The organism is Phyllobacterium sp. P30BS-XVII, assembly GCF_014138335.1.
In the GTDB taxonomy this organism is placed as follows: domain Bacteria; phylum Pseudomonadota; class Alphaproteobacteria; order Rhizobiales; family Rhizobiaceae; genus Phyllobacterium; species Phyllobacterium meliloti.
In genome coordinates this window covers 642,811-657,356 of record NZ_JACGXO010000001.1, presented here as the reverse complement: position 1 = coordinate 657,356, position 14,546 = coordinate 642,811, and the positions used below count along the sequence as shown (strand labels likewise).

Below are 14,546 nucleotides of genomic sequence, written 5' to 3'. Positions count from 1 at the left end.
TGGGAAGTGGAACCCGGATTACTCGGCAGCAACTGGCGTGTGCGGAGCCGCAGCGCGGATATCGCTATCGACGTGACTTTCGAACTTGCCGAAATTGGTGACAAACATGCCAACCAGCTTCTTGGCTTGGGCATCGTAAGCCTGCTTGTCAGCCCAGGTCGAACGTGGATCGAGAATCGATGTGTCCACACCGGGTACAGCAACGGGTACGGCAAAACCGAAGTTCGGATCTGTGCGGAACTCTGCGTCCTTGAGCGAACCGTCAAGAGCGGCACTCAGAAGAGCGCGTGTCGCCTTGATGGGCATGCGCTTGCCTGTTCCATAGGCACCACCGGTCCAGCCAGTATTGACCAGCCAGCAATCAACACCATGTTCAGCAATAAGCTGGCGCAGGAGATTGCCATATTCCGAAGGGTGTCGGGGCATGAACGGCGCACCGAAACAGGTCGAGAAAGTCGCTTCCGGTTCCGTGACACCGCGCTCAGTGCCAGCGACCTTTGCCGTATATCCGGAAAGGAAGTGGTACATGGCCTGCGCTGGCGTCAGCTTGGCAATGGGCGGCATCACACCGAAAGCATCTGCCGTCAGCATGATGATATTCTTCGGGTGGCCCGCTTTGCCCGTCTTGGACGCGTTCGGAATGAAATCCAGCGGATAGGCGCAGCGCGTGTTCTCGGTCAGGGAGCCATCATTGAAATCCGGAACCCGGTTTTCATCGAGAACAACATTCTCAAGAACAGTGCCGAAACGCTGAGTTGTTGCGTAGATTTCCGGCTCTGCTTCTGCCGAAAGCCGGATTGTCTTGGCATAGCAGCCGCCTTCGAAGTTGAAAACGCCGTGTTCGCCCCAGCCATGTTCGTCATCGCCGATCAATGTGCGGGTTGGGTCAGCCGAAAGCGTCGTCTTACCGGTGCCGGAAAGACCGAAAAACACTGCCGCATCACCATCCGGACCTTCATTGGCCGAGCAATGCATAGGCATGACGCCCTTGGCAGGCAGGAGATAGTTCAGGGCGGTGAAAACAGACTTCTTCATTTCACCCGCATAGGCCGAACCGCCGATGAGAACGATCATGCGTGTAAGATCAACGGCAATGACCGTTTCAGTACGCGTTCCGTGCCGCTTGGGATCGGCGCGGAATGAAGGCAGATCAATGATTGTCATTTTGGGCACGAAACCCGCCAGTGCTTCGCGTTCCGGACGGATCAGAAGATTGCGAATGAACAGGGAATGCCACGCAAATTCCGTGATGACGCGCGTGTTCAGGCTGTAATCCTTGTCAGCACCGCCAATGAGGTCCTGAACAAAGACTTCCTTGCCTTTGGCATGTTCGGCAAAGTCTGCATAGAGAAGCTCAAACGCCTCTGGTGTCATCGGGGCATTGTTATCCCACCAGACGTGATCTTCGGTCGACGCATCGCGCACGACAAACTTGTCCTTGGGCGAGCGGCCCGTGTGCTGGCCGGTCTTTGCAACCAGTGCGCCTTGTGCCGTCAGCTGTGCTTCGCCGCGGCGCAAAGTCTCTTCGTAAAGCTCAGCGGCTCCGAAATTATAATAGACCGCCGAAAGCTCCTTCAAGCCTGAGGTGCCGAGCGCGATCGCCGCGTTATGGATACCGGTCTCTCTAGTCATGTGTCCGCCATTGTTTAAGAAGGTTCAGGGTCAATATTAGAATGCGCCGCCTCACACATCTTCCAGCATGAATGCGGGTACATCACGTCAAAAGCAGAAAAAATGAGTAGTATCAAATGTTTAATCGATTTAAAGAATTTAAAAAATATCTAAATCGTTTTAAATGATCAAAATCCACAGGACGGGTTTGCCTTGTGCGTCACTGGCGGACGTAGTCGGGAAACTGCTCGCTGATGAGATCAATGATGGACAGTGTTCCGGAAAGATGTTTGCGAACGGCACTCTCCGCTGCGACGGGATTTTTCGATCTGATCGCATCGATGATGCCTCTGTGATCGCTCAAGACCGTCTGCATCTTTCCGGGCATGGGTAGGTTGAGGCGGCGCAGGCGATCAAGATGCACGCTTTGGCGACGCACCGTCGCCCACAGATTGAGAATGTTGGCTCGTTCGTAAATTTTGTGGTGAAATTCCTTGTCGAGCGTATCGAACAGATCAAATGTTTGCGGGGAGGCGACCATTTGCTGGCGGGTCAAAACATGATCGAGGTCATCAGCCAATTGTTCGGGACATTCCAAAGTCAATCGCCGCACGGCTTCCAGTTCAATTGAAAGCCTGAGAAACTGCGCTTGCCGTGCATGGTTGATGTCAATTCGTGCAACCACGGTGGCGTATTGCGGATAGACTTCAACGATCCCTTCCTCTTCCAGGCGCATTAGTGCGTCCCTGACAGGTGTCTGACTGACTCCAAATTCCAGCTGCAGGGATGCGCGCGACAAGATGGTTCCCGGAACAAGCTCCACCGCGAGAATCCGCTCGCGCAATATTTCATGGATTTGATGGGCCACCTGCCGGGTCCGATCCAGAATGCCGCCGTTCACCCTGTCGCTCATGTCTGATTCTCTCGTTTGCTCCCTGCGACATTAGCACAATTGTTTTGTTGATGTACTGATGCATTAGTGCTTTAATGCAGATAAGCGAGGATGGAGGATCGTCGCCGATCGGAAATCAAATAAATAATCGGGAGGAAGAAATGCGATTGCTTGTTCGCGGGATTACCGCACTTGGTTTGATATTAGGTTTGTGCTCTGCGGCGCTCGCTCAGCAAAAGACCGAGATTTCGATCACGCGCCAGCCGGGTATTCTCTATCTGGCAAGTCATGTCATGGAGACGCAGAAGCTCATTGAAAAACACGCGGCGGAAGATGGGCTCAAGGGCGTCACCGTCAATTGGCGGACCTTCAGTGGCGGCGGTGCGCAAACCGACGCGTTGCTGTCAGGCAATGTCGACGTGGTCAATACAGGCACGGGCAATCTGCTGCTTCTGTGGGACAGGACGCGCGGAAAGGTAAAGGGGATAATCACCAGCTCGGCGCAGCCTGTCATCCTTGTATCCCGCGATCCCAGGATCAAATCGTTGAAAGATATCGGGCCGACCGACAAGATTGCCGTGCCGACAGTGGGCGTTTCAACACAGGCAATTTTGCTGCAAATGGCTGCGGCGCAAATGTTTGGTGAAGCTGATACCAAGCATTTCGATCCGAACACCGTGCAGCTCGGCCATCCCGACGCAATGGCGGCACTGGCAAACAAGAATCATGAAGTGGCCAGTCATTTTTCTGCCCCGCCGTTTCAATATATTGAGATTGCCGCGGGAAATCACGTCGTCGCCAATTCCAAGGACATTATTGGCGGGCCGCTGACACAGGCAACTTTTTTCACCACGACAGCTTTTGCCGAGTCTAATCCGGTGCTTGTCAAGGCATTGCGGGAAGCGACGGTCGAGGCAATTGACCTGATCAAGAAGAATCCACGGGAAGCCTTGAGTGAATACAAGCAAATATCCGGTGATAAGACGGATCTTGATGCGCTGGTGAAAATCCTTGAACAGCCAGACATGATGGAATTTCGCACCGATCCTCAGGGGACGATGAAGTTCGCGGCGCACCTGCACAGGCTCGGGACGCTCAAGACAATGCCAGCGGCCTGGACAGATTATTATCTGCCTGAATCCGCCGATCTCAAAGGCAACTGACATCCGGACAATCAAGCGCCCCGGGCACATCTGCCGTGGTTGCGCCCGTTCAAATCTATGGAGCCCGATATGTTGCAGGCTACTCCGCGAATGACCCATGGAATAACCGAAACCGCAAATGCCAACAGGCAAGAGGCGATTAGATCGCTTCTCACTGTCGATAAGGTAACGCTGCGGTACAAGACGCCAAATCTGTTGGTTACAGCGACGGAAGATGTGAGTTTTTCCGTCGAACAGTCCGATCGCTTCGTTCTTCTGGGACCATCCGGTTGTGGCAAGTCTACGCTTTTAAAGGCGGTGGGCGGCTATATGACGCCGGTCAGCGGTTCCATTCATATTAATGGACGCCCCGTTAAAAAGCCCGGTGCTGATCGCATGATGGTTTTTCAGGAGTTCGACCAGCTCCTGCCTTGGAAGACGGTGCTTGAGAATGTGATGTTTCCTTTGCTGGTTGCGCGGAAATTACCGCGCGCCGAAGCGGAAGAAAGGGCACGCGATTATATCGACAAGGTGAAGCTGACACGCGCTGCTGATAGCTATCCCCATACATTGTCGGGCGGCATGAAACAGCGTGTGGCTATCGCCCGAGGCATGGCCATGCAACCGGATATCCTGCTGATGGACGAACCCTTTGCTGCCCTTGACGCACTCACCCGCCGCCAGATGCAGGATGAGCTTCTACAGCTTTGGGACGATACGAAATTCACCGTCATTTTCGTGACCCACTCAATTGCCGAAGCCATCAAGATTTCCAATCGGATTCTTCTGCTCTCGCCACACCCGGGGCGCGTCAAGGCCGAAGTTATCGATGTTGATCAGGCGCGCACAGATGACGGCAGTGCCGCTGCACTGGAACGCGACATTCACAATCTGCTGTTCTCCGAACCGGGTCACAGGGAATAACACTATGGCCAATCCGCAAATCATACTCGCTTCCGATGTCACGACGAACCGGCCGCATGCCAATGTGGCTGAGGTCGAACAGAAACTTGGAACACTGGAACTGGTGTGGGGCATCAGTGCCGTACGCAAGACGGTGCTGATCATCGTGCTGGCATTGATCTGGCAAGCATATGCTGTTTACCTCGATAACTCTCTGCTGTTCCCGACGCTCAGCGATACACTCATTACAATGTATGATCGTTTTGCCGATGGCGTATTGCCAGCGCGCATCTGGACAACACTTCAAGTACTGATAACTGGATATGTGGCGGGCACGGCACTCGCCGCGCTATTGACCATTCTCGCGATCAATACGCGTATAGGCACCGACTTTCTCGAAACCATGACGGCGATGTTCAATCCATTGCCCGCCATCTCGCTGCTGCCGCTGGCCCTGATCTGGTTTGGTCTCGGTGCTTCCAGCCTTGTCTTTGTTCTTATCCATTCGGTGCTCTGGGCTGTGGCGCTCAACACCCATGCGGGGTTTCTCGGTGTTTCCAGAACCCTGCGTATGGTGGGCGGAAATTATGGACTGACGGGGCTTTCCTACGTTTTGCGGATTCTGGTGCCAGCGGCTTTTCCGTCAATTCTAACTGGATTGAAGATCGGTTGGGCTTTTGCCTGGCGCACGCTGATTGCAGCCGAACTCGTATTTGGCGTTTCATCCGGGCAGGGCGGCCTTGGCTGGTTCATCTTCGAGAACCGCAATCTGCTCGACATTCCGGCTGTATTTGCCGGATTGCTGACCGTCATTATCATTGGTCTTGTCGTTGAGAACCTCGTCTTTCAGACGATCGAACGCCATACGATTCAAAAATGGGGAATGAAGGAATGATCAGATTTTCCTTCCGCCAAAACCGCATACGCTTCGAGGTTTGATCATGACAGTCAAGAAAACACAGGACATGTTGAGGAGCGCGCGCTGGTTCGCCCCGGATGATCTGCGCAGTTCCGGGCACCGCTCAAGAACGATGCAGATGGGCTATGCGCCGGAAGAGTGGGCTGGCAAACCTGTGATTGCTATCCTCAACACCTGGTCCGATGCCAATCCGTGCCATGCACACTTCAAGCATCGCGTTGAAGACGTAAAGCGCGGTGTATTTCAGGCGGGAGGATTTCCTCTGGAATTGCCAGCGCTGTCGCTGTCCGAAAGCTATGTCAAACCAACGACCATGCTTTATCGCAACATGCTGGCCATGGAGGCCGAGGAATTGCTGCGCTCCCATCCGGTCGATGGCGCTGTGTTGATGGGCGGTTGTGACAAGACCACGCCGGGGCTGGTCATGGGCACATTGAGCGCCGGATTGCCCATGATCTATCTGCCCGCCGGACCAATGCTGCGTGGCAATTATCGCGGCAAAGCTTTGGGCTCGGGCTCGGATGCCTGGAAATTCTGGGACGAGCGGCGCGCCGGTAATCTTTCGACTGAGGAATGGGTTGAGGTGGAGGCAGGGATTGCCCGATCCTATGGACACTGCATGACCATGGGGACGGCGAGCACCATGACAGCAATCGCCGAGGCCATGGGGCTGACATTGCCCGGAGCAAGTTCAATACCTGCGGCGGATTCGAACCATATCCGCATGTCATCCGCCGTTGGGCGGCGTATCGTCAATATGGTGTGGGAGGATCTTGTTCCCGGCAAAATTCTGACGAAGGCGGCTGTCGATAACGCGGTTGCGGTGGCTATGGCCACGGGCTGCTCAACCAACGCTATTGTTCATCTGGTTGCCATGGCCCGCCGTGCCGGGGTGAACCTGACAATGGATGATCTCGACAGTGCGGGTCGTACAACGCCCGTTCTCGCCAACATAAGACCAACCGGCAATACCTATCTGATGGAGGATTTCTACTACGCCGGAGGCCTGCGGGCGCTTATGGCTAAGCTTGCCAGCAAGCTTGATCTTTCCGTGCTTACCGTCTCCGGACGAACGCTCGGAGAAACATTGGAAGGAGCAGAGTGTTTCAATGATGATGTCATCCGCTCGCTTGATAACCCTGTGTATCAGGAGGGCTCGCTTGCAGTGCTCAAAGGCAATCTGGCGCCAACCGGGGCAGTGATAAAACCTGCCGCCTGCGATCCGCGTTTTCATCAACATGAGGGCCCCGCCCTTGTGTTTGACAGCTATCCCGAGATGAAAGCCGCGATTGATGATGAGAATCTGGATGTGACGCCGGACCACGTTCTTGTGCTGCGCGGCGCCGGACCGCAGGGCGGGCCCGGCATGCCTGAATGGGGTATGCTGCCTATGCCAAAGGCTCTGTTAAAACAGGGCTATCGCGACATGCTTCGCCTATCCGATGCCCGGATGAGCGGCACCAGCTATGGTGCTTGTGTTCTCCATGTCTCGCCCGAGTCACATGTGGGCGGCCCGCTCGCGCTTTTGAAAACGGGCGATATTATCAGGCTCGACCTGAACGCACGCCGGATCGACATGCTTGTTGATGACAGCGAACTCGAAAACCGCCGCCGGAACTGGGTAAAACCAGCCGAGAAAGCCGGACGAGGTTATGGCTGGATGTTTGCCCGTCATGTGGGGCAGGCCGATACGGGCGCGGATTTTGATTTTCTTGAAACACGATTCGGACCATCCGCCCCTGAACCAGATATCTACTGACCCCGAAGGATCTGACATGACAAACTATGATCTAAAGCCAGAAACGCGCGAAAAACTGATGGGTGTCGCGACGCCGACCATCGCCACGGCGCTATTCAAACGTGGACTACGCAACCAGTTTATTCAGGACGTCCGCCCGCTTTCTGTGAAAAGCAGGAATATGGTCGGGCAGGCCTTCACTTTGCGGTATATCCCGGCGCGTGAAGACCTGAACACCATCGACGTGTTCAAGAATCCCAATCATCCGCAACGCGCTGCCGTCGAGCAGTGTCCGAAGGGCGCTGTCCTTGTCATGGACAGCCGCAAAGATGCGCGTGCAGCCTCGGCAGGTTCCATTCTGATCTCGCGGTTGCAGGTTCGCGGCGTTGCAGGTGTTGTCACCGATGGTGGCTTCCGCGACAGTCCGGAAATTGCTGGTCTGTCTATCCATGCCTATCACAACCGGCCATCGGCCCCCACCAATCTCACACATCATCAGGCCTATGACATCAACGTACCGATTGGCTGCGGCGATGTTGCGGTGTTTCCTGGCGATGTACTGGTCGGCGATAATGAGGGTGTCATTGTCATACCTCAGCATCTTGCGGACGAGATAGCCGATGAAACAGTTGAAATGACAGCCTATGAAGATTTCGTCACTGAACAGGTGATGGATGGCGCTTCAATCATCGGGCTTTACCCTGCAACGAGCGACAAACCCAAAGCTGAATTTGCCGTCTGGCGCGAAAAGAATGGGCGGTAAACCCGTTTTTATCTGCTTTTCCGTCTGAAATTGAGGAGTAAGACTTCAGCAATTGCCTGCAATTGTCGTGTGAAAATGACACGGGATGACATGACTTTCGATCTGTGCCACATTTTGTACCTAATTTGTCCGGCACAAGCACGATCGGATTTAACCTTTTAAACAAGGAAAAGCAGGGCATGAGGGAAGTACCCGCAATGCAGACCATCGCGCTCGTTGATGACGATCGCAATATTCTGACGTCCGTATCGATTGCGCTTGAATCGGAAGGTTATCGTGTCGAGACTTATACCGACGGCGCTTCAGCACTCGACGGTCTGATGGCTCGTCCGCCGAATCTTGCTATTTTCGATATCAAGATGCCGCGCATGGATGGAATGGAACTTCTGCGCCGTCTGCGCCAGAAGTCCGACCTGCCTGTTATCTTCCTGACGTCCAAGGACGACGAGATCGATGAACTCTTCGGCCTCAAGATGGGCGCGGATGATTTCATCACCAAGCCGTTTTCGCAGCGTCTTCTGGTCGAACGCGTCAAGGCGGTATTGCGCCGTGTTGCTGCGCGTGAAGGTGCCGCCAAGCCCGGCAGCCCGCAGGCCAAATCGCTGGAACGTGGTCAGCTTGTCATGGATCAGGAACGCCACACCTGCACCTGGATGGGTGAGCCAGTCACTTTGACTGTAACAGAATTCCTCATTCTGCACTCACTGGCCCAGCGCCCCGGCGTTGTCAAAAGCCGTGATGCCTTGATGGATGCGGCCTATGATGAACAGGTCTATGTGGACGATCGGACGATTGACAGTCACATCAAGCGCCTGCGCAAGAAGTTCAAGGTCGTCGATGATGATTTCGATATGATCGAGACATTGTACGGCGTCGGGTATCGTTTCAGGGAAACGTGATCCTGATTATACCTGTTGTTTGCGTATAAATGGGCTAAAGATCACGCAGGGGAATTTCGCGCATGCGTGATCCCCTGTAGAATAAGATTGTCTCGGCGCGTTATGAGTGCGATGAGACAGCCCATTTACGATATTCTGAGGCAGAAATGGTAGCCGGACTCCAAGGCAGCAATGTTACGCGCAAGAGCGCCGTCATGCGCCGGAAGCGTTCGCTTGCCGTGAGGCGATTCCTGCAACCGCTCAATCGGTTGTTTGGCAATTATCTGTTTTCAAGCCTGACCCGCCGTATTCTGTTTCTCAATCTTGCGGGTCTGGCCGTGCTCTTGTCCGGCATCATGTATCTCAATCAGTTCCGCGACGGGCTGATTGACGCCCGTGTCGAAAGCCTGATGACGCAGGGTGAGATCATCGCGGCGGCCATAGCCTCGGAAGCCACTGTCGATACAAATTCCATCTCGGTTGATCCGGAAAAGCTGCTGGAGCTGCAGGCCGGGCAAAGCATAACGCCATCGCCGGATGTGCTGGATAACCTTGATTTCCCGATCAACCCGGAAAGGGTTGCCCCTGTGTTGCGGCAACTTATCCAGCCAACCCGAACCCGCGCGCGTATTTACGATCGCGATTCCAATCTCCTGCTGGATTCCCGCCATCTTTATTCGCGCGGTCAGGTGCTGCGTTACGAACTGCCGCCCATTGAGGGAGATCAGCCCACGTTTCTGGAGCGGCTTACCAATCGCATGACCCGGCTGCTTCGCCGGAGCGATCTGCCGATCTATCAGGAGCAACCCGGTGGTAACGGTGCGTCCTTCCCTGAAATCGTCAAGGCACTGACCGGACAACCCGCCACCATTGTCCGCATGACGGAAAAGGGTGAGCAGATTGTCTCGGTTGCCGTGCCGATTCAGCGCTTCCGCGCTGTACTTGGCGTTCTGCTGCTTTCCACCGAAGGCGGCGATATCGATAAGATCGTTCAGGGCGAACGCTATGCGATTATTCGTGTGTTTACCGTTGCCGCGCTGGTTATGGCCATTCTTTCGCTGTTTCTGGCCTCAACGATTGCCAATCCGCTCCGCCGTCTTGCCGCCGCAGCGGATCGCGTACGCCACGGCGTAAAAAACCGCGAGGAAATTCCTGACTTCTCCGAACGTCAGGATGAGATCGGGCATCTGTCCACTTCTATCCGCGACATGACCAATGCGCTCTATGCCCGTATCGAATCGATCGAGAGTTTTGCCGCTGATGTCAGCCACGAACTGAAGAACCCGCTGACGTCGCTTCGAAGTGCGGTGGAGACTTTGCCGCTGGCCAAGAATGATGATTCACGCAAGCGGCTGCTTGATGTCATCCAGCACGATGTGCGCCGGCTGGATCGTCTTATCACGGATATTTCCGATGCTTCGCGTCTGGACGCGGAACTGGCGCGCGAAGATTCGGAGCATGTGGATCTCAAGTTCCTGCTTGGCAATCTGGTGACGGCCGCGCGCGAAGTGCGTCGCAACAAGAAAGACACGCAAATCGACTTTGTGGTGGGCAAGCTACCACCAAACAAAAAGGGCTTTTTCGTTGTTGGCCATGATCTGCGCCTTGGTCAGGTTGTCTCCAACCTGATTGAAAATGCGCGTTCTTTTGTACCGGAAGAACATGGGGCCATCACCGTTTCACTGCAACATATGGGAGATCGTGTCCGCATTCTGGTCGAAGACAATGGTCCGGGCATTCGCGTCGAGCAGATTGATCGTATTTTTGAGCGATTCTATACGGATCGGCCGTCGGGCGAAGCTTTTGGCCAGAATTCCGGTCTTGGTCTTTCCATCAGCCGCCAGATCATCGAGGCTCACGGCGGCACGCTGAATGCGGAAAATATTATCGATCCGAACGATGCTGAAAATTATCTCGGTGCCCGCTTCACCGCGATTCTACCGGCCGAGATCTGATGCCGAGCGAAGATGGTGAGCTGATTCATGCCAGCGCCGTGCTCGTCGGTGATCGGGGCGTGCTTGTTCGCGGAAACTCGGGATCGGGAAAATCATCGCTCGTTCGGGCGCTTATGGATCGCGCTGCTTATAGAGGCATGTTCGCAATGCTTGTCAGTGACGATCAGTGCCGTATTCGCGCGCAGTCAGGTCGCCTGCTTTGTACACCGCCGCTTGCCCTGCATGGCGGTCTGGAAGTACGTGGGTCGGGTTTACACGCTGCAGATTTTGAAGAAAGCGCTGTCATTCACCTTGTGGTCGATCTGGTCGAACCGAACCAATCGGTTCGTTTTGGCGAAGATGCTATAACTTGTCTTCACGGCGTCGCAATCGCACATCTTATTCTGCCAAAATGGGCAATAAATGCTGCCTGCCGTGCCGTTGAAGCCAGGCTTTTTCGGCCTATCTGGAAAAAATAATATATTGAGATCAATTGGTTGCGTTATTGGCCTGCGATAAAATGACTGACACTTACCCTCAAGTCATTTTTCCGCTTGCCTTCGCAATTCGTCCTGCCAAAATGCGACACCTGCCAAGTGGGGCATTCAATGCGCAGAAAAAAGCCTGATCCCAATGGGCTGGCGCGACAGGAGCAGTTTCAGAATGATCGGACTCGTGCTTGTGACGCACGGAAGACTGGCCGAAGAATTTCATCATGCTGTTGAGCATGTTGTCGGCCAGCAGGAGTATTTGGAAACCGTCTCAATCGGTGCCGATGATGATATGGAGCAACGCAGGCGCGACATTGTCGATGCCGTGGCGCGTGCTGACAGCGGCAATGGCGTCATTATTTTGACAGATATGTTTGGCGGAACTCCGTCCAATCTGGCAATTTCAGTGATGGAATCGGGGCGGATCGAGGTCATAGCTGGCGTTAACCTGCCCATGCTGATCAAGCTTTCCAGCGTGCGCGTGACCAATGACATGGCTGCGTCGCTGCGCGAAGGTCAGGATGCCGGACGTAAATACATCAATGTGGCCAGTCAGGTGCTGACAGCCAAATAGAGGTTGAACAAGCATGCGCCTGACAGGAGAAACCACCGGGACATTCGATCGTGATAATGCACTGGTGTCATCTTTCGAGATCGTCAACCGGCGCGGGTTGCATGCGCGTGCTTCTGCCAAATTCGTCCAGCTCGTCGATGGCTACGATGCCCATGTGCGCGTCGAGAAGGACGGAATGACCGTGGGTGGAACCTCCATCATGGGATTGATGATGCTCGCCGCTTCACCGGGGTGTTGCATCAAGGTCAGCGCATCAGGCCGTCAGGCCAGCGACGTCATGATGGCACTTGGCGCGCTCATCGCCGACAAGTTTGGCGAAGAAGCCTGATTTGTCGCTTGTCCGTCCGATTGCGGTGTTTGATGCGGGTATTGGTAGCTATGCGATCGTTGATCTGATCCGGCGTAGACTGCCAAAGCAGGACATTCTCTATTTCGCTGATCGTGCGAGTTTCCCCTATGGACGGAAAACCCGTGACGAGCTTCTGACTGTCATGGACCGGACGATGCGATTCCTCTCGCAGCATGAGCCGTCAGCCATTATTGTTGCGTCCAATGTGCCGTCCATCACGGTCATGGATGAGTTGAAATCCATGGTGGAGGTGCCGCTTTTTGGTGTTTTGCCCCCTCTGGCAGACGCTTTGACTGAAACCCAAACCGGCAAGGTCGGTATCATGGGTGTTCAATCCATGGTCGAGAGCCCGCAGCTGAGGCAATTTGTCGGCAAGCAAACGAAAGATCTGGACGCCGTTGCGTTGATCAATGCCTCTCCCATGGTTGATCTTGTTGAAAATGGCGACTTTCTCTTCGATCCCGTTGAGACGCAGCGAAAGGTTGATGATTTTCTGCGCGACGTTTTTCTGGATCATCCTGATATCGATGTGCTCACCCTGTCGAGCACGCATTTGCCATGGCTGCGTTCCTATTTTGAGAAGAGCCGCCCGTCATGCCGGTTTCTTGATCCGGCTGAGGCGATTGTCCAAACGATTGGCGCGGGAACATCAGGTTCCGGCACGACGAATGCGCTGGTGACAGAAAGCCCCGAATACCCTGCGAATGCATTCCGGGCGATGCTGGCAAAGCTGCAGATTGATATTCCAATCCGTATCGTCCCGCCGTCTTTTCAATAGAACCAATGCGTTCGGATATGCACGCATAAGGATTTCTTTATATCCCATTGTGCGATCCACCCTAATCTGATAGTCAACAGCCACCTCCGGTCGCCACGGAATGGCGGCTGGACCCGAAAAACAAAGACGGAGCTGACAACAGATGGCCGATAACCAGGATTTTATTGTCAAGGACCTTGAGCTGGCCGCATGGGGCCGCAAGGAAATTGAAATCGCTGAAACCGAAATGCCGGGCCTGATGGCAAGCCGCGAAGAGTTTGGCACGTCCAAGCCACTCAAGGGCGCACGCATCACCGGTTCGCTTCACATGACGATCCAGACGGCAGTCCTGATCGAAACATTGCAGGCTCTGGGCGCAACCGTGCGCTGGGCATCATGCAACATCTTCTCGACACAGGACCACGCCGCTGCTGCAATCGCTGCAACTGGCACTCCGGTTTTCGCCGTCAAGGGTGAGTCGCTGGAAGAATATTGGACCTATACCGACAGGATTTTCCAGTGGCCGGATGGTCAGCCTTCCAACATGATTCTCGATGATGGCGGCGATGCCACCATGTACATCCTGATCGGCGCACGCGCTGAAGCTGGTGAAGACGTTCTGTCCAAGCCTGAAAGCGAAGAAGAAGAAATTCTCTTTGCCCAGATCAAGAAGCGTATGAAGGAAACCCCAGGTTTCTTCACCAAGCAGCGTGATGCCATCAAGGGCGTGACGGAAGAAACAACAACCGGTGTGAACCGTCTGTACCAGCTGCAGAAGAAGGGGCTCCTGCCTTTCCCGGCGATCAACGTCAATGACAGCGTGACCAAGTCGAAGTTCGACAACAAGTATGGCTGCAAGGAATCACTGGTTGACGGTATCCGCCGCGCCACTGACGTCATGATGGCTGGCAAGGTTGCCGTGGTTTGCGGCTATGGTGACGTCGGCAAGGGCTCGGCGCAGTCGCTGCTCGGTGCTGGTGCGCGCGTCAAGGTCACGGAAGTTGATCCGATCTGCGCCCTGCAGGCCGCCATGGACGGTTTTGAAGTGGTTACACTTGAAGATGCTGCGCCAACCGCAGACATCATCATCACCACGACGGGCAACAAGGATGTCATCAAGCTCGACGACATGCGCAAGATGAAGGACATGGTGATCGTCGGTAACATCGGTCACTTCGACAACGAGATTCAGGTCTCGGCATTGCGCAATCTCAAGTGGAACAACATCAAGCCACAGGTCGACATGATTTCCTTCCCTGATGGCAAGCGTATGCTGCTTCTTTCCGAAGGTCGTCTGCTCAATCTGGGCAATGCCACGGGTCATCCAAGCTTTGTTATGTCTGCCTCGTTCACCAATCAGGTTCTGGCTCAGATCGAGCTTTATAGCCGTGGTGAACAGTACAAGAATGAGGTCTATGTTCTGCCAAAGCACCTCGATGAAAAGGTCGCGCGCCTGCATCTCGACAAGCTCGGCGCAAAATTGACGACCCTTTCGGACGAACAGGCTGCCTATATCGGCGTCACGCCGACTGGTCCTTTCAAGTCGGACCACTACAGGTATTAATCCGTTAACTAATACCCACAATATATGGAAG

The 14,546-nt window shown here is 54.4% G+C and carries 14 protein-coding genes; 12 read left to right on the top strand and 2 right to left on the bottom strand.

All coding sequences use genetic code 11. The annotated features are described in order from the left end of the window. Positions 1–18 precede the first annotated feature (18 nt). Entirely contained in the window at positions 19–1,632 is a 1,614-nt protein-coding gene (locus FHW17_RS03180; RefSeq protein ID WP_112522759.1) for a phosphoenolpyruvate carboxykinase, read from the bottom strand. Between the two features lie 199 nt (positions 1,633–1,831). Further along, positions 1,832–2,524 carry a GntR family transcriptional regulator gene (locus FHW17_RS03175; protein ID WP_112522758.1) on the bottom strand — a complete coding sequence of 231 codons (693 nt, stop codon included), beginning with the start codon at positions 2,522–2,524 and terminating at the stop codon, positions 1,832–1,834. 140 nt (positions 2,525–2,664) lie between these two features. Here FHW17_RS03175 and FHW17_RS03170 point away from each other — a divergent pair, with 140 nt between their 5' ends. The 12 genes from FHW17_RS03170 to ahcY all read left to right on the top strand — a co-directional run bounded on the left by FHW17_RS03170 (position 2,665) and on the right by ahcY (position 14,515). Further along, positions 2,665–3,666 carry an ABC transporter substrate-binding protein gene (locus FHW17_RS03170; RefSeq protein WP_112522757.1) on the top strand — a complete coding sequence of 334 codons (1,002 nt, stop codon included), beginning with the start codon at positions 2,665–2,667 and terminating at the stop codon, positions 3,664–3,666. 90 nt (positions 3,667–3,756) lie between these two features. Continuing rightward, positions 3,757–4,569, top strand: coding sequence for an ABC transporter ATP-binding protein (locus FHW17_RS03165; protein ID WP_113095331.1), 813 nt, complete (start codon positions 3,757–3,759; stop codon positions 4,567–4,569). A 4-nt stretch (positions 4,570–4,573) separates the two neighbouring features. After that, on the top strand, positions 4,574–5,443 hold the full coding sequence (locus FHW17_RS03160; protein WP_112522755.1) for an ABC transporter permease: 870 nt from the start codon (positions 4,574–4,576) through the stop codon (positions 5,441–5,443). A gap of 46 nt (positions 5,444–5,489) precedes the next feature. After that, positions 5,490–7,226 (top strand): L-arabinonate dehydratase, encoded by a 1,737-nt coding sequence (gene araD / locus FHW17_RS03155; RefSeq protein WP_182509194.1) that lies wholly within the window; start codon positions 5,490–5,492, stop codon positions 7,224–7,226. 16 nt (positions 7,227–7,242) lie between these two features. Continuing rightward, complete coding sequence (locus tag FHW17_RS03150; protein WP_113095328.1) at positions 7,243–7,968, top strand: ribonuclease activity regulator RraA; 726 nt, start codon at positions 7,243–7,245, stop codon at positions 7,966–7,968. Between the two features lie 179 nt (positions 7,969–8,147). Then, positions 8,148–8,867 (top strand): response regulator transcription factor, encoded by a 720-nt coding sequence (locus tag FHW17_RS03145; RefSeq protein ID WP_162700334.1) that lies wholly within the window; start codon positions 8,148–8,150, stop codon positions 8,865–8,867. Positions 8,868–9,013: 146 nt separating this feature from the next. Continuing rightward, positions 9,014–10,801, top strand: a complete 1,788-nt coding sequence (locus tag FHW17_RS03140; protein ID WP_112522752.1) for a sensor histidine kinase — start codon at positions 9,014–9,016, stop codon at positions 10,799–10,801. Beyond that, positions 10,801–11,259, top strand: coding sequence for an HPr kinase/phosphorylase (locus FHW17_RS03135; protein ID WP_182509193.1), 459 nt, complete (start codon positions 10,801–10,803; stop codon positions 11,257–11,259). The genes FHW17_RS03140 and FHW17_RS03135 overlap by 1 nt, the downstream gene beginning before the upstream one ends. 184 nt (positions 11,260–11,443) lie before the next feature. Beyond that, complete coding sequence (locus FHW17_RS03130) at positions 11,444–11,845, top strand: PTS sugar transporter subunit IIA (RefSeq protein WP_091879322.1); 402 nt, start codon at positions 11,444–11,446, stop codon at positions 11,843–11,845. A gap of 13 nt (positions 11,846–11,858) precedes the next feature. Continuing rightward, positions 11,859–12,173: an HPr family phosphocarrier protein gene (locus FHW17_RS03125; RefSeq protein WP_182509192.1), complete on the top strand. Its 315-nt coding sequence runs from the start codon at positions 11,859–11,861 to the stop codon at positions 12,171–12,173. 1 nt (position 12,174) lies between these two features. Then, on the top strand, positions 12,175–12,972 hold the full coding sequence (locus FHW17_RS03120) for an aspartate/glutamate racemase family protein (RefSeq protein WP_182509191.1): 798 nt from the start codon (positions 12,175–12,177) through the stop codon (positions 12,970–12,972). A 142-nt stretch (positions 12,973–13,114) separates the two neighbouring features. Continuing rightward, entirely contained in the window at positions 13,115–14,515 is a 1,401-nt protein-coding gene (gene ahcY, locus FHW17_RS03115; protein ID WP_091879317.1) for an adenosylhomocysteinase, read from the top strand. Positions 14,516–14,546 lie beyond the last annotated feature (31 nt).